Here is a 15,971-nt window from a genome sequence, read left to right as displayed (position 1 = left end):
GTCCTGCGTACTCTCCCACGGTGGGGAGGCGGGATGCCGTTGCCAACGAGTCCGGTCATTCGACGTGCGCGGCTCGGCGCCGAGTTGCGCCAACTGCGCCGGCGGGAGGCGCTCACCCTGGAACAGGTCTGCGACCGGCTGGGCTGGGCTTCCACCTCCAAGCTGTCCCGCATCGAGCTGGGGCAGAGCCGGCCGGACCTCGCCGACGTGCTCGACCTGCTGGACGTCTACCAGGTGCCGGCACCGCAGCGGGACGCGCTCATCGTCATCGCCCGCGACGCGGCCACCAGCCGGGGCTGGTGGAAGGCGCTCGGCGAGATGAGCGAGCGGCAGCGCACGTACGCGGAGCTGGAGGCGGGCGCGGCGAGCATCGTGGACTACCAACCGGCGGTGGTGCCCGGGCTGTTGCAGACCCCGGCGTACGCCCGGCTGCGGATCGCCGCCGGGCGGCTGCTGGACAGCGGCGTGGACGTCGAGGCGGACGTGCGGGCCCGGATCGCCCGGCACGAGGTGCTCCGCCGACCCGAGCCACCCCGCTACACAGCGCTGCTCGCCGAGGCCGCCTGCGACCCCGCCGACGCCCCGCCCGAGGTGTGGCAGGAGCAGCTGCGGCACCTGGTCGACGTGGCCGGGCTGCCGAACGTGACGATCCGGCTGCTGCCCCGGGGCGTCGCCGCGCAGGGCGTGCAGCCGCTCACCCCGTACTCGTGCTACTCCTTTCCGGACCCGGCCGACCCGCGCACGGTGATGCTGGAGGCGCTGACCACCGACGTGCGCCTGGTGACCACACCGGACGTCGACCGGTACGAGCGGATCACCGGTTGGCTGCTGGGCGCGGCCCTGCCGGCGGAGGAGAGTGTCGCGGAGCTGGCCCGCCGCGCCGCCGACTGAGCAGGCACGCAGCGGCCGGGCGCGGGCCACGGCGCCCGGGCGGGCGGCGCGCCCGCCGACGCAGCGGCATGCCGGCGGTTGACCGGACGGGGAGTGGGCCGGGCGCGGGTCGCGCGTGGCGGCACCTCGGCGGGCAGGCGAGCAACGGCCCGACCGAGGGTCACGTGTGGCGGCGGAAGCCGCCCTCGGAGTCGATCACCTGGCCGGTGATCCATCCGGCGTCCGGCGAGCAGAGGAAGCGGACCAGCCGGGCGGCGTCCTGCGGAGTGCCCCAGCGGCCGCCGGGGAAGAGCCGCGCCACCGCCTCCTGGACCTCCGGCGGGGCGTAGCCGGTGTCGGTAGGCCCCGGATTGACGCAGTTGACGGTGATGCCGCCGGGCATCAGCAGCGGGGCGAGCTGGACGGTGAGGTTCTCCACCGCCGCCTTGCTGGCCGCGTACGCCAGTTCGCCGGGCATCGGGCCGAGGCGCTGCCCGCTGGAGAAGAGCACCAGCCGGCCGCCCGATCCGGCGGTGAACGCCGCAGCGAACGCCTGGGCGAGCAGCAGCGTGGCCCGCACGTTGACCAGCAGGTGCCGGTCGATCTCGGTGGCCTCCAGCGCGCCGAGCGGGGTGTGCGTGGAGTAGGCGTGCACGGCCACCACCGCGTCGAGCCGCTCGTACCGGCTCACCGCCTCGCCGACCAGCGCGGCCGGCGCCGCCGGATCGAGCAGATCGGCCCGGTGGTAGGCCGCCACGTCGCCCAACTCGGCCAGCAGGGCCGGCACGCCGTCGGGATCGCCACCGTAGGGCTGCGCCTCGTCGAACTCCGGCAGCCCGGTGAGCAGCAGCCGCCAGCCGTCCGCGGCGAGCGTGCGGGCGACCGCCGCGCCGATGCCGATCCGCCGGCTCACGCCGGTTACCAGAGCCACCCGTTGCGTCATGCCCGACAGTCAACCGGCACCGACGGCCGAAGATCAACCGATATCGCCGCGCGAGTCGCCGGGCCCGGCGCCCCCGAGCCCGTCGGGACCGGCGACCGGCGCGTGCAGGCGGACGATAGGACAGGGGTACGACAGCCTCAGGCCGGCACGTCCACGAAGTGCTCGACCAGCGGCGGGTTGGCGAAGTACGGCCCGATCAGCTCCCGCCACCGGGTGAACCGGTCACTGCCGCGGAAGTTCTCGTTGTGCGCCTCGACCGAGTCCCACTCGACCAGCAGCACGAACCGCGACGGCGACTCCACGCCCCGGGTCATCCGCACCGACCGGCAGCCGGGGGTGCCGGCCAGCACCGGATGCCCCTTGGCGTACGCGGCGGCGAACTCGTCCTCGTGTCCGGGCAGTACGTCGATGAGCGCGACCTCAAGCACCATGCCGGAAGCCTTTCACGGCACCCCGGCGGGGCAGTGGCGCGGGGGTCTGTTCCCGGGGACCGGACCCGCCTAGGGTGGGCGCGCGGAAAGGGGAGCGGCATGATCGACTGGCTGACCGGCACGGCGTTCACCGTGGCGGGTACCGGCACCACCTGGGCCGAGCTGCTGGGCTTCGCCACCGGTGCGCTCAACGTCTGGCTGGTGGCCCGGCAGCGGATCGCCAACTGGCCGGTCGGCATCGCCAACGTGCTGCTGCTGATGCTGCTGTTCTGGACGGCCGGCCTGTACGCCGACGCCGGCCTCCAGCTCGTCTACGTCGCCCTCGGCCTGTACGGGTGGTGGGCGTGGCTGTACGGCGGCGAGCGGCGCTCCCGGCTCACGGTCAGCCGGACCGGTCCCGGGGAGTGGTGGGCGCTGGCGGCGGGCGGGTTGGCGCTGACCGTCGGGCTCTGGGCACTGCTGACCCGGGCCACCGACTCCACCGTGCCGCTGCCGGACGCCCTGACCACCGCGCTCTCGCTGCTGGCCACGTACGGGCAGACCCGCAAGCGGGTGGAGAGCTGGTGGTTGTGGATCACCGCTGACCTGGTCTACATCCCGCTCTACGCCTACAAGGGCCTCTACCTCACCGCGCTGCTCTACCTGGTCTTCCTCGGGCTCTGCGTGCTCGGCCTGCGCGAGTGGCGGGCGGACCTGCGCCGCCAGGGCACCGCGACGCCGGTGCCGCCCGGCCCGGCCCCGGTGGCGGCATGACCGACGCGACGCCCCGACCTCCGGCGGTCGCCGACGGCGCGTCGGTGGCGAGGCGCCCGGTGGACCGCGCCCACGGCGTGGCTGCGGCGGCAGCGGTCGGCCCGCAGCGGCCCGCGCCGGACGCCGGGCCGGCGGCGCCGGAGTTCCGGCACGGGATGGTGGTGGGCAAGTTCTACCCGCCGCACGCCGGCCACCACGCGTTGATCCGGGCGGCCGCCGCCCGGTGCGCCGCCGTCACCGTGGTGGTGGCGCCGTCGCGCCGGGAGTCGATCCCGCTCGCGTCCCGGTTGGACTGGCTGCGCGAGGTGCACGCGGACACCCCGTGGGTCCGCTTCGTCGGCCGGTACGACGACCATCCGGTGGACTACGCCGATCCGGCGGTGTGGGACCTGCACTGCGCCGTGTTCCGGGAGGCGCTGGGTGGCCGGCCGGTCGACGCGGTCTTCTCCTCCGAGGCGTACGGCGCCGAGCTGGCCCGGCGCTTCGACGCCGTACCCGTCGCGGTGGATCCCGCCCGGCGGCGGGTGCCGGTCTCCGGCACCGCGGTCCGTGCGGACCCGGTGGGCCACTGGGACCGGCTCAGCGCGCCGGTGCGGGCCTGGTTCGTCCGGCGGGTGGTGGTGGTCGGCGCGGAGTCCACCGGCACCACCACGATGGCCGCCGCCCTCGCCGCGCACTTCGGCACCCGCTGGGTTCCCGAGTACGGCCGGGAGTTGACCGCGCGGAAGCTGGCCCGGCTGCGCGAGCGCGACCCGGCGGCCACCGTCTTCGACGTCAGCTGGGATCGCGACGACTTCGCCGAGGTGGTCCGGGAGCAGCAGGCGGCCGAGGACGCGGCGGCCCGGTCCAGCGGCCCGCTGCTGTTCTGCGACACCGACGCCCGGGCGACGGCGGTCTGGGAGGAGCGCTACCTGGGCTCGTCGTCCGCGCGGGTGCGCGCGGCGGCCCGGCGGCCGGCGCTCTACCTGCTGACCGACCACGTCGGGGTGCCCTTCGCCGACGACGGGCTACGCGACGGCGAGCACCTGCGGGCCTGGATGACCGACCGGTTCCGCACCGAGCTGGCCGGCTGCGGGGTGCCGGTGGTCGAGCTCAGCGGCCCGCACGGGCGGCGGCTGGCCCGGGCGGTGGCCGCCTGCGAGGAGCTGCTGGCCGCCGGCTGGTCGCTGGCCGACCCACTCGCCGCGCCGACCGACCCGGAGCACCTAGCCTCCTAGGATGCCTTACGCGGTGTGTGCCCCGACACCCGGCCGACCGCGATGCCGGGACGGTGGCTGGCGGGCGCATGGCGCCGACGGCGGCGCACGACTCAGGGGTGTCCGCAGCCACCCCGCCCAGGGCGGCAGGCGTGCATCACGCCCCGGCCCCCACGGGTATCGCGCCCCCGTGGCCCACGCCCGTCGTGGCGCTACGACCGGATCTGCGGCGATTCGCGATGGTGCCGGGGCCGGCGTGGGGGAGGACACCGACCGCCCAGGGTGCGGTCACTGGTCGCAGTGGTGAAGAATGATGCTTGAGGAGGGGAGTATTCCCCCGCGACGGAGTCGTCAGCACGGTCGAGCGCCGGCCCCCCGGTGGCGCGACCCGGCCCCGTCGGTCACCGCCCCGCCCCCGGGACGGTGACGGAAGAGACCTCCGACAGTCACCAGAGTCAGCGTCGCCGGTACGCCGCGCCCCTGGGGGGCGTACGGTGTGCCGGACGTTGCGTGTCTGCCGGAGGAATGAACCTTGGACGTGTCCGGACTGGTGTGGGCGGGGACCCTCGTCGCACTGACCGCGATCCTGCTCGTCGACCTGCTGATCATCGGTCGGCGGCCGCACGAGCCGAGCGTGCGGGAATCCAGCCTGTGGGTGGGCTTCTACGTCGCCCTGGCGCTGATCTTCGGCGCCGGGGTGTGGCTCGCCTCCGGCCCGAGCGCGGCCGGCCAGTTCTACACCGGCTGGCTCACCGAGTACAGCCTCTCGGTGGACAACCTCTTCGTCTTCGTGATCATCATGGCCCGCTTCGCGGTCCCCCGGCAGTACCAGCAGAAGGTGCTGCTCATCGGCATCGTGCTGGCGCTGGTCATGCGCGGCGGCTTCATCGCCGCCGGCGCGGCGCTGATCTCCCAGTTCTCCTGGGTCTTCTACATCTTCGGCGCGTTCCTCATCTACACCGCCGTCAACCTGGCCCGGCAGGGTGAGCCGGACGAGGACGAGTTCACCGAGAACGTGCTGATCCGCTGGAGCCGCAAGGCGCTGCCGATCTCCAAGGACTACGACGGCGCGAAGCTCACCACGCACGAGAACGGCCGGCGGTTGTTCACCCCGATGCTGGTGGTCATGATCGCGATCGGCACCACCGACCTGATCTTCGCGCTCGACTCGATCCCGGCCATCTTCGGCATCACCCAGGAGCCGTACCTGGTCTTCACCGCGAACGTGTTCGCGCTGATGGGGCTGCGGCAGCTCTACTTCCTGCTGGGCGGCCTGCTGGACCGGCTGATCTACCTCAGCTACGGGCTGGCCGTGGTGCTCGGCTTCATCGGCGTCAAGCTGGTGCTGGAGGCGTTGGCCGACAACAACCTGCCGTTCATCAACAACGGCGAGCACGTGGGCTGGGCCCCGCACATCCCGATCTGGCTCTCCCTGACGGTCATCCTCGGCACCCTGCTGGTGGCGACCATCGCCAGCCTGGTGAAGTCGTCCCGGGACCGGCGCCGGGTGCTGGCCGAGGCGCGCCGGTGACCGCGCGCCGCTGAGGCGGGCCGAGACGTGAACGAGGGGCGCTCCCACCCGGGAGCGCCCCTCGGCCGTACCGGGTGGGTCAGACCCGGTGCGCGCCGACCAGGGTGGCGGTGCGGTCGGCGGGCAGCCGCTCCTCCAGCACCCGTCGCCGCCGGTAGCAGGCGTGCAGCATCCGGCGGTCGTCGCCGGGGCGCGGCGCGGCGGTGACGATGCCGATGTGGTGGATCTTGCGGCCCGGGCGGGCGAAGAAGTAGAGGTCGCCGGGGCGTTCCGCGCCCAGCGGTACCGGGGTGGTCGCCTGGGCCTGGTCGTCGGCGTCGCGGGGGAGCACCACCCCGAACCGCCGCCAGGCCAGGTGCACCAGCCCGGAGCAGTCGATCCCGTACGCCGACACCCCGCCCCAGATGTAGACGACGTCGAGCAGCCGGGCGGCGACGGCGAGCACGTCGCCGGCCGTCGGCGGCGTGCTGGGCACCGGGACGGCGTGCGTGGCGGGCAGCCAGAGCGGGTCGGGGTGCCCGGGGGCGTGCACCGGGCGCCAGCCGTCGACGGGGGGTCCGGCCGGGGTCAGCCGGGTGCCGAGGATCACGTCGGGGAGGACCACCTCGCCGTCCGGCGTGGCCCGCAGCGCGGTGACGGTGGCGTCGACCACCAGCGGGTCGGCGTGGGTCGCCGGGCCGGCCGGGGCGAGCTGGTCGGCCGGCAGCCAGCCGGGGTAGCCGCGCGGGTCGAGCTTGGCCGCCGGCTGCTGCACCGCCACGACGTGCGCCCAGCCGTCCGGGCGCAGCTCGGTGACGAGCACCCGCTCGCCGAGCAGCAGCTGGCTCAGCACGCAGTCACCGACCTGCTGGTCGGTGTTCATGCCGGAGATCCAGGCCGGGATGTCGGTGCGCGCGGCGAGGGCGGGCCGGTCGATCGGGCGTACCGCCTCGGGGGAGGTCCACAGGGTCGCGACGGCGACCCGGACCACGGCCTCGCGGCCCGGTTGCAGCTCCACGGTCCACCCCCACCTCGCGCCGCCTGTCACCGCGACCCTATGAAAGATTCCAACGACCATCAACCACGTGACTGCACTTTTGCTTCAGTAACGGAGCTGATCCCGAGGCCCGGCGCGTCCGGCAGCAGCACGGTGGCGCCCTCGTACCGGATCCCGTCGCGCACCGGTGACCAGGCCAGCCACCAGGCGGCGTCCAGGTCGGAGACGGCGGTGGTGCGGTAGGCGGCGACCAGGCTCGCGGCCGCCCCGATGCCCACCTGGCTCTCCATCATGGATCCGACGATGGTGCCGAGGCCGTGCGCGGCGGCCAGGTCGAGCAGCGTCCGGGCCGGGTGCAGGCCGCCGCACTTGGCGAGCTTGACGTTGACCATGTCGGCCGCGCGGCGGCGGATCACCTCGACCAGGTCGCGTACGCCGAAAACCGCCTCGTCGGCGAGGATCGGCACCTGCACCCGGTCGCTGACCCAGGCCAGCCCGTCCAGGTCCCAGCGGGGCACCGGCTGCTCGACCAGTTCCACGTCCAGGCCGGCGTCCTCGATGCCGCGGATCACCCGGACCGCCTCGCGCGGGGTCCAGCCCTGGTTGGCGTCCAGCCGGATCCGTACCCCGTTGCCGACGGCGGCGCGTACCGCCCGGACCCGCTCCAGGTCGCCGGCGGCGTCGGTGCCCACCTTGAGCTTGAGCACCCCGAAGCCCTCGGCCGTGCGCTGCCGGGCCGCGGCGGCCAGGTCCACGGCGTCGCCGGCGCCGAGCGTGACGTCCGTGGGCACCCGCAGGGTGGTGCCGCCGAGCAGCCGCACCAGCGGTACGCCGAGCCGTCGGGCGGCCAGGTCGTGCAGCGCCACGTCGACGGCGGCCTTGGCGGCCTCGTTGCCGGCCACCGCGCGCTGCACCTCGGCGCAGCGGGCGACCAGGTCGTCCGGGTCCCGGCCGGTGAGCATCGGCCCGAGCAGGTCCCGGACGCAGGCCTCGGCGCCGGCCACCGAGGCGCCGGTGACCTGCCAGACCTGCGGCGCCTCGCCGAAACCGGACCGGCCGTCGCCGTCGACCAGCTCGACGACCAGGGTCTCGACGGTGGTGGTCCGGCGCAACGCGGTGACGAACGGGGTGTGTAAGGGGGCGCTGAGCCGGTGGGTGCGTACCGCGGCGATCGTCATGTGCGGCACCCTATATGCGCAGGGTTGGCGACAGGGGAGGCCGGATGAGCCAGGGTCACCGGGCGGGTCATCGACGCGGCGCGGCGAGGTGTCGCGCCGGCGGCGAGTGGAGCGGGGCGGCGGCGTGAGCGAGCGGGACTGGGCACTGGTGGGCGCGCCGAACGCGCGTGACCTCGGCGGCATGGTCGGCGCCGGTGGCCGGCGGGTGCGGCCCGGGGTGCTGATCCGTACCCCGGCGCTGGGCCGGCTGACCGACGAGGACCTGCCGGTGCTGGCCAAGCTCGGCCCGGCCTGCGTGATCGACCTGCGGCACCACTCGGAGCAGGCGGTCGCCCCGCCGGACCGGCTGCCCGGCGAGCCGCGGGTGCTGCACCTGCCGGTGCACGACGCGGAGCACCCGGTCTTCACGTACGTCTCGGCGGTGCTGCTCGGCCACGACCTGGCCGCGTACGCGGAACTGGCCCGGCAGGGCACGCCGGCGGCGATGGCGGCCATCTACCGCTGGTTCGTCACCGGGGCGGCGGCCCGGGCGAACTTCGCCGCGGCGGTGCGGGCGGCGGCCCGGCCGGAGAACCTGCCGTTGCTCTACCACTGCTCGGCCGGGAAGGACCGCACCGGCTGGCTGACCGTGGTGCTGCTGCACGCGCTCGGCGTGGACGAGGCGGTGATCCGGGCCGACTACCTGGCGAACAACCCGCTGACGGCGAGCCTGCGGGAGGTGATCCTGGAGGCCATGCGGCAGCGGCAGCCCGCGCTGGACGAGGCGGCCGTGCGGCCGGTGCTGGAGGTGCGCCCCGAGTACCTCGACGCGGCGTACGGGGAGGTGCGCCGGGTGCACGGCTCGTTCGGGGCGTACCTGCGCGACGGGCTCGGGCTGACCGACGAGCTCATCGGGTCGCTGCGGGCGCACCTGCTGGAGTGACCGGCGCCGGGTGCGGTGTGTCGCGGGCGGCCCAGCCGGTGACGATCAGGGCCTGCCCGGCGGCGTAGGTCGCCATCACCCAGATGGGCGGGCCGGGCAGGGTGGCCACCTCGGCCACGCCGGTCGCGATGAGCAGGTCGGAGCCGAGGAAGAGGGCGCCGCCGACGCCGACCCGCCAGCCGTGTGCCGCGGCGGTGGTGGCCATGGCGGCCAGCGCGACCGCGTAGCCGGCGACCGGCACCGCCAGCCCGGCGTCGGCGAGCCCGTCCCACATCCAGGCCAGCGCGGCGACGGTCAGCACCGCGTACGCCACGGCGACGGCCAGCAGCGGCGGGCGGCGCAGCGCGGTCGCCGCGCCGGCGCGGGTGAAGGCCGCGATGTAGCAGAGGTGCGCGGCGAGGAAGAGCGCCATGCCGGTGAGGAAGGCGGCGGTGCCGTCGCCGAGCAGCGCGACGTCGCCGCCGGTGGAGAAGGCCAGCGCGGCGAGGACCAGCCGGGTCGGTGCGACGCCGCGGTCGGCGGCGACCCGCCAGAGGTACGCGGCCAGCAGCGGCATCAGCAGCGGCTTGCTGAGCAGCACGCCGAGGTCGCTGCCGGTGGCGTTGGCGAGCAGGTTCGCCGCGGTGGCCACGACGAAGGCGGTCAGGATGGTGCGGCTGCGGGGCATCGGCGGCTCCTCCGGGGGGTGGCCAGCAGCGTAGGCGGTGCGGCGGCCGCAGGCCATCCGCCGGAGCGAGGGTTGTGCCGCGATGCGGTGCGGGTCGGTGCCGGGCGGGCCGGCGGCGCGGTCCGGGTCGTCGGTGCGGGTGCGCTGCCCGGCTGTCGTCGGGGTGCGCCGGCGGGTTGGCCGGCGGTGTGAGGTGCGCCGCCGGGTTGGCCGGCGGTGCCGGTGCGCCGGCGGGTTATCCGGCGGTGCCGGGTGCGCCGTCGGGTTGTCCGGCGGTGTCGTTTGCGCCGTCGGGTTGGCCGGCGGCGCGGAGGTCGTGGCGGGCGGCCCAGACGGCGGCGGAGATGTCGGCGATCAGGCGGCAGGCGTCGTCCTCGACCTCCTCGCCGGTGGGGCCGCCGTCGGCGAGGTCGGTGGTGGTGCAGACGACCACCGCGTACGGGGGCGCGTCGGCGGGGAAGACCACGCCGGCGCCGTGGCGCACCCCGCGCACCCAGCCGTTCTTGTGCGCGATCCGGGTGCCCGGGGGCAGCCCGGCGGCGAGGTCCTCGCGGTGTTCCTGGGCGAAGAGCACGTCGAGCATGGCGGCGCAGCCGGCGGGGGAGGCCAGCGGGCCGGGCCGGGTGGCGCCGGTGGCCAGCGCGCCGAGCAGGGCGGCCAGGTCGGCGGCGGTGACCAGGTTGGTGATGCCGGCGTCGCGGGCGGCGAAGTCCTCGATGCCGCGCCCGGTGACCGCGTTCCGGGCCCCGGCGAGGGTCCAGACCTCGGCGACGGCGGGCAGGCCGACGTGGCCGATGACCAGGTTGGTGGCGAGGTTGCTGGAGCGCACGATCATCCGGTGGGCGAGCCAGCGCAGCGTGGCGGTGCCGCCGATCCGGTCCCAGACGGCGTCGTCGTTGTCGTAGTGCTGGGCGCAGGTGAAGCGGGGAGCGCCCGGCAGCGCCGAGTCGAACGAGTTGCGCACCGGGACCGGGGCGTCCAGGTCGAGGGTGCCGGCCTCGGCGGCCCGGTGCAGGGCGGCGAGCACGCCGACCTTCATGGTGCTGGCCGCGTAGTGGGTGGCGTCGGGCAGCCGGGTCCAGGTCGGCGCCGCGTCGAGCCGGCCGACGTACGCCGAGACGGTGCCGGGCACCCGGTCCAGTCGGGCGTCGAGGTCATCCCAGGTCATGCCGGTGACCGTAGCCGATGACCGGATCGGCGCCGGCGGCGGACGACCCGGCACGCGGTCAAGTCGGCGGCGGGTGGTCGCGCGATTCGCGGTGGCGGCTCAGCGCAGCGCGGCGTCGCCGAGCGGCGTACGCCGGTAGCGGATCTCGTGCCGGTGCCGTTCCCCGGTGACGAACCCGGCGTCGCGCAGCACCGTCAGGTGCTCGGAGACCGTGCCGGCGGCCAGCGCGTGGCGGTGGGCCAGCGTGGTCGTGCTGGCCGGCTCGTCGAGGCTGACCAGCAGCGCCGCCCGGGTCCGGCCGATCAGCCGACCCAGCGCCGCGTGCCGGTCGGTGGGCTGCGGCTGCCAGAGCGTGCCGAGCCCACGCGCCGGATAGATCACCGTGGGCTGCCACGGCGGGTCCACGATGACGACGACCTGGTCCCACTTGAAGGCGCTGGGCACCAGCACGAGCCCCTCGCCGCGCAGCTCGCGGTGCTCGTCGTCGCCGTAGTCGCGGGTCAGCAGGCCGTTGTGCCAGCGCAGTCGGGGATGCAGTTCGGCGAAGAGCCGGTCCAGGCCGCCCTCGGCGAGGCGTCGGGTCTGGAAGCCCACGTCGGCGTCGAGCAGCCCGCGTACGGTCGGCCAGATCGGTTCGACCAGCACCTCCCAGGCCCGCCGGACGAGGGCGACCAGCGTCCGGAGCACCACTGCCGGGTCGCCCAGCAGCAGCCGGCCGGTCGCCGACTCGGCCGCGCCGGGAGTGTCCGCCAGTGATCGTCGTACCTCCGCGCGCACCCGGTCAGGGTCGGTGGCGGCCACGGCGGCGAGTTCGTCGGCGAACCGGGCGTGCGGGCTGATCGGTGGCGGCGAGAGGAAGTCGGGGGTGTAGCCCCGCCGCGGCTGGAGCAGGGTGATCGGCCGCAGGTCGAGGTCCCGCGTGTCGAGGGTGTCGAGCCAGCGGCGGTGGGGGCCGGCGCCCTCGCGTGGGGAGAGCAGGCGCACCGCGAACAACGTCTCGAGAAGGGGCGAGCTGGCGAAGCGGCAGCGCAGCAGGTCGGCGGGGCTGAACCGCAGGGTCACCGCCATCCGCTCCACCCTCCGCCGGAAGATTCGGCGGTCGCCGAATCACTGGCGGCGACGGTACCAGCGCTCGCAGAGTGCCTTCCGCCTGGACCGACGACTGACGAGGAGAACGACGATGAACCCGAGCGCCGACTGGGAGCAGCGCAGCGCGGAGCTGTGGGCGTCCTTCAACGCGGCACCCGACGACTGGGACGCGGAGGAGTTCCGCGGGCGGGTCGGCGCCCTCGCCGACGAGTTGGGCCCGGATCATCCGGTGGCGGCGTTCGAGCGGGCCTGCGCCTGGGACTCCACCGGTCACTCGGACCGGGCGGTCCCGCTCTACCGCAGAGCGCTGGAACTGGGCATCGACGGCATCCGCCGGCGCCGCTCGGTCATCCAGTTGGCCAGTTCGTTGCGGAACATCGGGCAGGCCGCGGAGAGCGTCCGGCTGCTGACCGAGGAGCGCGAGCGCGGCTCGGACGAGCTCGACGACGCGGTCAGCGCGACGCTCGCGCTGGCGCTGACCAGCGTCGGCCGGGAGCGGGAGGCGGTGTCGATCGCCGTCGGTGCGCTCGCCCGGCACCTGCCGCGCTACCAGCGGTCGATGGCCAACTACGCCCGGCTCCTGGTCGAGCCCACCTGACCGGCCGAACGGGCTGGTAGCGGTGCGGCCGTCCGGACTGGGGCCGGGGGAGGTGCGGCCGTCCGGCCGGGGGCCGGGGGAGGTGTGGCCCGTCCGGCCAGGGCCGGTCAGTGTGTTGCCGGCCGGCCGGGGCCGGTCGGAGTGTTGCCGTCCGGCCGGGGCCGGAGGAGGGGCGGCGACGAGGCCGGGGCCGGCCCGCGCGTGGCGGACCGGCCCCGGTCGGTCGGTGCGGTGGCCGCTCAGCCGGCGTGCTTGCGGCGGGCGGCGGCCCGGGCGCGGGCGGTCTGGTCGAGCACCACCTTGCGGATCCGGACCGCGACCGGGGTCACCTCGACGCACTCGTCCTCGCGGCAGAACTCGAGGGCCTGTTCCAGCGACAGCTTGCGCGGCGGGATCAGCTTCTCGGTCTCGTCGGCCGTCGACGAGCGCATGTTGGTGAGCTTCTTCTCCTTGGTGATGTTGACGTCCATGTCGTCGGAGCGGGAGTTCTCCCCGACGATCATGCCCTCGTACACCTCGGTGCCCGGCTCGACGAAGAGCTGGCCGCGCTCCTGGAGGTTGGTCATCGCGAAGGCGGTGACCGCGCCGGACCGGTCGGCGACCAGCGAGCCGTTGTTGCGGGTCCGCAGCTCGCCGAACCACGGCTCGTAGGACTCGAAGACGTGGTGCAGGATGCCGGTGCCCCGGGTCTCGGTGAGGAACTCGGTGCGGAAGCCGATCAGCCCGCGGGCGGGCACCAGCCACTCCATCCGGATCCAACCGGTGCCGTGGTTGACCAGCTGCTCCATCCGGCCCTTGCGGCTGGCCAGCAGCTGGGTGATCGCGCCCAGGTACTCCTCCGGGGCGTCGATGGTCAGCCGCTCGACCGGCTCGCAGGTCTTGCCGTCGATCTCCTTGGTGACCACCTGCGGCTTGCCGACGGTCAGCTCGTAGGACTCGCGGCGCATCTGCTCGACCAGGATGGCCAGCGCCAGCTCGCCGCGGCCCTGCACCTCCCAGGCGTCCGGACGCTCGGTGGGCAGCACCCGCAGCGACACGTTGCCGACGAGTTCCTTGTCGAGGCGGTCCTTGACCATCCGGGCGGTGACCTTGGCGCCCTTGACCCGGCCGACCAGCGGCGAGGTGTTGGTGCCGATGGTCATCGAGATGGCCGGCTCGTCGACCGTGATCAACGGCAGCGGCTGCGGGTTCTCCGCGTCGGCGAGGGTCTCGCCGATCATGATCTCGGGGATGCCGGCGACGGCGATGATGTCGCCCGGGCCGGCCGAGTCGGCCGGCTTGCGCTCCAGGCCCTCGGTCATCAGCAGCTCGGAGATGCGTACCCGCTGGGTGCTGCCGTCGGTGCGGCACCAGGCCACGGTCTGGCCCTTGCTGATGGTGCCCTGGCGCACCCGGCACAGCGCCAGCCGGCCCAGGAACGGGGAGGCGTCGAGGTTGGTGACGTGCGCCTGCAGCGGCGCGTCCTGCTCGTACGCGGGCGGCGGGATGGTGTCCAGCAGGGTGCGGAACAGCGGTTCGAGGTTGTGGCTGTCGTCCGGGACGGCCCCGTCGGCGGGCTGGGTCAGCGAGGCGATGCCGTCGCGGGCGCAGGCGTAGACGATCGGGAAGTCGATCTGCTCCTCGTCGGCGTCCAGGTCGAGGAAGAGCTCGTAGGTGTCGTCCACGACCTCCTTGATCCGGGCGTCCGGCCGGTCCACCTTGTTGATCACCAGGATGATCGGCAGGCGGGCCTTGAGCGCCTTGCGCAGCACGAACCGGGTCTGCGGCAGCGGGCCCTCGCTGGCGTCCACCAGCAGCACCACGCCGTCGACCATGGTCAGGCCGCGCTCCACCTCGCCGCCGAAGTCGGCGTGCCCGGGGGTGTCGATGATGTTGATGGTGACCGGGTCCGAGCCGTCGGCCGGCAGGTACCGCACGCCGGTGTTCTTGGCCAGGATGGTGATGCCCTTTTCCCGCTCCAGATCCATGGAGTCCATCACCCGGTCGGCCATCTCGGCCCGGGCGCTGAACGCGCCGGCCTGCCGCAACATGGCGTCGACCAGGGTCGTCTTGCCGTGGTCGACGTGGGCGATGATGGCGACGTTGCGGAGGTCGGTGCGAAGCTGCATACCCTCCATACTCTCCTGTCTGCGGTTGCCGGGGTCGGGTCGGGGTCAACCCCCAGATGGCCCCGGTCTGTGGCGAAACTGCTGTCCCAGCCGTCCGGACGGCTGGCATGCTGACCCTCGTGTTCATGGGGGCCGAGTGCACGACCTGCTGACGTCTCTGCAGAGCCTGCCGGCCCTGCTGATCTACCTGGTCGCCGCGCTGATCGTCGCGGCGGAGACCGCCGTGATCTTCGGGCTGCTGGTGCCGGGCGAGGCGACCCTGCTGCTGGTCGGCTTCCTAGCGTACGCGGGGACGTTACGGCTCGCCCCCGCGCTGCTGGTGATGGTGGGCGCCGCCGTGATCGGCGACACACTCGCGTTCCGCGCCGGCCGGCGGTACGGGCCGCGGCTGCGGGCCAGCCGGCTCGGCGCCCGGGTCGGCCCGCACCGGTGGAGCCGGGCGGAGGCGATGCTCGGCCGGCTCGGCGGGCGGGGGGTGTTCACCGCCCGCTGGGTGGCCTTCGCCCGCACCCTGGTGCCCCGGCTGGCCGGCGCGGCGGGCATGCCGTACCGGCGGTTCGCGCCGTGGAACGCGGCCGGGGTGGCCAGCTGGGTGGGCGGGTCGGTGCTGGTCGGCTACCTGGCCGGCGAGTCGTACGAGACGGTCTCCCGGCTGCTCGGCCGGGCCACCGGCGCGGTGCTGGTGCTGCTGGCCGGCCTGGTCGCGGTGGTGCTGGCCGGGCGGTGGCTGGGGCGCAACCCGGACCCGGCCCGGGCGCTGCTGTCCCGGGCCGCCGGGCTGCCGCCGGTGCGCTGGCTCAGCGCCCGCTACGGCATCCTGTTCTTCCTGCTCGCCATGCGGATCGGCCCGGCCTGGACGCTGCTGCTCAACCTGGCCGCCGGGCTGTTGCTGCTCTTCGTCGCCGGGCTGGCCATCGCCTGGCTGCTCGGGGCGGTGGTGCGGCACAGCGGGCTGGCCGTGGTCGACGGGGCGATCGCCGGCTGGTTCGCCGACCGGCGTACCCCCGGCACTGCCGACGCCACCCTCGCGGTGGTCTCGGTGCTGCGCGGCTCGGTCCTGATCGCGGTGGTGGCGGTGCTGGCCGCGGTCCTGGCCTGGCGGCACCGGCCCTGGCAGGCCGACCTGCTCAGCGTGGTCGGCACGGCCGGGGCGTTCATGCCGCTGGTGGTGCTGGCCGTGGTGACCGACCTCACCGGCCCGGGCGGCGGGGCTGTCGTCTTCCCGACCCAGACCGCGGTGGTGACGGCGAGCCTGGCCACCCTCGCCTGGCTGGTGTCCCGGCACGCCCGCTGGCCGGTGGCGGTCGCCGCCTGGACGGCCGCCGCGGCCGGCGTGGTGGGCCTCGGCGGGGCCCGGCTCTACCTGGGCTTCAGCACCGCCAGCGGCACCCTCGGGTCGGTGCTGCTCGGCATCGCCTGGACGACCGTGTTCATGGTGGCCTGGGCCACCCGGGACCGGGCGGTGGGCGGCGCCCGGGAGCCGGTGGACGGGCCGGAGGAGCTGCCGTCGGAGCCCCGCCGGCCGGTCCAGCCCTGCTAGC

15 protein-coding genes are annotated in these 15,971 nt (G+C 74.7%); 7 read left to right on the top strand and 8 right to left on the bottom strand.

Annotation, left to right across the window (positions count from 1 at the left end; genetic code table 11):
• The first annotated feature begins 33 nt into the window (after nucleotides 1-33).
• On the top strand, nucleotides 34-891 hold the full coding sequence (locus SM577_RS00500) for a helix-turn-helix domain-containing protein (protein ID WP_302921716.1): 858 nt from the start codon (nucleotides 34-36) through the stop codon (nucleotides 889-891).
• A gap of 160 nt (nucleotides 892-1,051) precedes the next feature.
• Here SM577_RS00500 and SM577_RS00495 read toward each other — a convergent pair whose 3' ends face one another.
• Together SM577_RS00495 and SM577_RS00490 are read right to left on the bottom strand one after the other, a co-directional pair.
• On the bottom strand, nucleotides 1,052-1,813 hold the full coding sequence (locus tag SM577_RS00495; RefSeq protein WP_302921717.1) for an SDR family oxidoreductase: 762 nt from the start codon (nucleotides 1,811-1,813) through the stop codon (nucleotides 1,052-1,054).
• 137 nt (nucleotides 1,814-1,950) lie between these two features.
• Nucleotides 1,951-2,244, bottom strand: a complete 294-nt coding sequence (locus SM577_RS00490) for an antibiotic biosynthesis monooxygenase family protein (protein WP_088992865.1) — start codon at nucleotides 2,242-2,244, stop codon at nucleotides 1,951-1,953.
• Nucleotides 2,245-2,343: 99 nt separating this feature from the next.
• On the opposite strand from SM577_RS00490, the gene pnuC reads away from it, so the two are divergent.
• From pnuC to SM577_RS00475, 3 genes are all read left to right on the top strand, one after another.
• Nucleotides 2,344-2,997, top strand: a complete 654-nt coding sequence (gene pnuC, locus SM577_RS00485; protein ID WP_474586041.1) for a nicotinamide riboside transporter PnuC — start codon at nucleotides 2,344-2,346, stop codon at nucleotides 2,995-2,997.
• Nucleotides 2,994-4,214, top strand: coding sequence for an AAA family ATPase (locus SM577_RS00480; RefSeq protein ID WP_474586040.1), 1,221 nt, complete (start codon nucleotides 2,994-2,996; stop codon nucleotides 4,212-4,214). Before pnuC ends, SM577_RS00480 begins: the two co-directional genes overlap by 4 nt.
• A 511-nt stretch (nucleotides 4,215-4,725) precedes the next feature.
• Nucleotides 4,726-5,724, top strand: coding sequence for a TerC family protein (locus SM577_RS00475; protein ID WP_302921720.1), 999 nt, complete (start codon nucleotides 4,726-4,728; stop codon nucleotides 5,722-5,724).
• 79 nt (nucleotides 5,725-5,803) lie between these two features.
• On the opposite strand, the gene SM577_RS00470 is transcribed toward SM577_RS00475, so the two are convergent.
• A complete protein-coding gene (locus SM577_RS00470; RefSeq protein ID WP_474580473.1) occupies nucleotides 5,804-6,721 on the bottom strand; it encodes a C40 family peptidase in 918 nt (305 codons plus the stop codon).
• A gap of 59 nt (nucleotides 6,722-6,780) precedes the next feature.
• A complete protein-coding gene (locus tag SM577_RS00465; protein WP_474586039.1) occupies nucleotides 6,781-7,878 on the bottom strand; it encodes a mandelate racemase/muconate lactonizing enzyme family protein in 1,098 nt (365 codons plus the stop codon).
• Nucleotides 7,879-8,002: 124 nt separating this feature from the next.
• Here SM577_RS00465 and SM577_RS00460 point away from each other — a divergent pair, with 124 nt between their 5' ends.
• Nucleotides 8,003-8,800: a tyrosine-protein phosphatase gene (locus SM577_RS00460; protein WP_302921723.1), complete on the top strand. Its 798-nt coding sequence runs from the start codon at nucleotides 8,003-8,005 to the stop codon at nucleotides 8,798-8,800.
• Here the strand turns inward: SM577_RS00460 and SM577_RS00455 are convergent.
• The 3 genes from SM577_RS00455 to SM577_RS00445 all read right to left on the bottom strand — a co-directional run bounded on the left by SM577_RS00455 (nucleotide 8,766) and on the right by SM577_RS00445 (nucleotide 11,703).
• The gene (locus tag SM577_RS00455) at nucleotides 8,766-9,467 is read right to left on the bottom strand and encodes a lysoplasmalogenase (protein WP_302921724.1); all 702 of its coding nucleotides are present in this window, start codon (nucleotides 9,465-9,467) and stop codon (nucleotides 8,766-8,768) included. The two genes, SM577_RS00460 and SM577_RS00455, sit on opposite strands and share 35 nt — an antisense overlap.
• A 235-nt stretch (nucleotides 9,468-9,702) precedes the next feature.
• Nucleotides 9,703-10,635 (bottom strand): serine hydrolase, encoded by a 933-nt coding sequence (locus SM577_RS00450; RefSeq protein WP_474586038.1) that lies wholly within the window; start codon nucleotides 10,633-10,635, stop codon nucleotides 9,703-9,705.
• A 99-nt stretch (nucleotides 10,636-10,734) separates the two neighbouring features.
• Complete coding sequence (locus SM577_RS00445) at nucleotides 10,735-11,703, bottom strand: ArsR/SmtB family transcription factor (protein ID WP_302921726.1); 969 nt, start codon at nucleotides 11,701-11,703, stop codon at nucleotides 10,735-10,737.
• Between the two features lie 112 nt (nucleotides 11,704-11,815).
• On the opposite strand from SM577_RS00445, the gene SM577_RS00440 reads away from it, so the two are divergent.
• Nucleotides 11,816-12,322, top strand: a complete 507-nt coding sequence (locus tag SM577_RS00440) for a tetratricopeptide repeat protein (protein ID WP_474580475.1) — start codon at nucleotides 11,816-11,818, stop codon at nucleotides 12,320-12,322.
• 239 nt (nucleotides 12,323-12,561) lie between these two features.
• Here the strand turns inward: SM577_RS00440 and typA are convergent, their stop codons facing one another.
• Nucleotides 12,562-14,430 carry a translational GTPase TypA gene (typA, locus tag SM577_RS00435; protein ID WP_302921728.1) on the bottom strand — a complete coding sequence of 623 codons (1,869 nt, stop codon included), beginning with the start codon at nucleotides 14,428-14,430 and terminating at the stop codon, nucleotides 12,562-12,564.
• A gap of 136 nt (nucleotides 14,431-14,566) precedes the next feature.
• Between typA and SM577_RS00430 the strand changes: the two genes are divergently transcribed.
• Nucleotides 14,567-15,970 (top strand): DedA family protein, encoded by a 1,404-nt coding sequence (locus SM577_RS00430; protein WP_474586037.1) that lies wholly within the window; start codon nucleotides 14,567-14,569, stop codon nucleotides 15,968-15,970.
• Nucleotide 15,971: the final 1 nt, after the last annotated feature.

This window comes from Micromonospora desertarenae, assembly GCF_056150265.1.
The sequence above is the reverse complement of the archived record's forward strand: the minus strand, read 5'-3'. Positions and strand labels throughout refer to the sequence as shown.

Bases quoted from the DNA above. Each gene is read 5' to 3' on its own strand.
- SM577_RS00500 (WP_302921716.1), top strand. From the start codon at position 34: ATGCCGTTGCCAACGAGTCCGGTCATTCGACGTGCGCGGCTCGGCGCC.
- SM577_RS00495 (WP_302921717.1), bottom strand. From the start codon at position 1,813: ATGACGCAACGGGTGGCTCTGGTAACCGGCGTGAGCCGGCGGATCGGC.
- SM577_RS00490 (WP_088992865.1), bottom strand. From the start codon at position 2,244: ATGGTGCTTGAGGTCGCGCTCATCGACGTACTGCCCGGACACGAGGAC.
- pnuC (WP_474586041.1), top strand. From the start codon at position 2,344: ATGATCGACTGGCTGACCGGCACGGCGTTCACCGTGGCGGGTACCGGC.
- SM577_RS00480 (WP_474586040.1), top strand. From the start codon at position 2,994: ATGACCGACGCGACGCCCCGACCTCCGGCGGTCGCCGACGGCGCGTCG.
- SM577_RS00465 (WP_474586039.1), bottom strand. From the start codon at position 7,878: ATGACGATCGCCGCGGTACGCACCCACCGGCTCAGCGCCCCCTTACAC.
- SM577_RS00455 (WP_302921724.1), bottom strand. From the start codon at position 9,467: ATGCCCCGCAGCCGCACCATCCTGACCGCCTTCGTCGTGGCCACCGCG.
- SM577_RS00450 (WP_474586038.1), bottom strand. From the start codon at position 10,635: ATGACCTGGGATGACCTCGACGCCCGACTGGACCGGGTGCCCGGCACC.
- SM577_RS00445 (WP_302921726.1), bottom strand. From the start codon at position 11,703: ATGGCGGTGACCCTGCGGTTCAGCCCCGCCGACCTGCTGCGCTGCCGC.
- SM577_RS00440 (WP_474580475.1), top strand. From the start codon at position 11,816: ATGAACCCGAGCGCCGACTGGGAGCAGCGCAGCGCGGAGCTGTGGGCG.
- typA (WP_302921728.1), bottom strand. From the start codon at position 14,430: ATGCAGCTTCGCACCGACCTCCGCAACGTCGCCATCATCGCCCACGTC.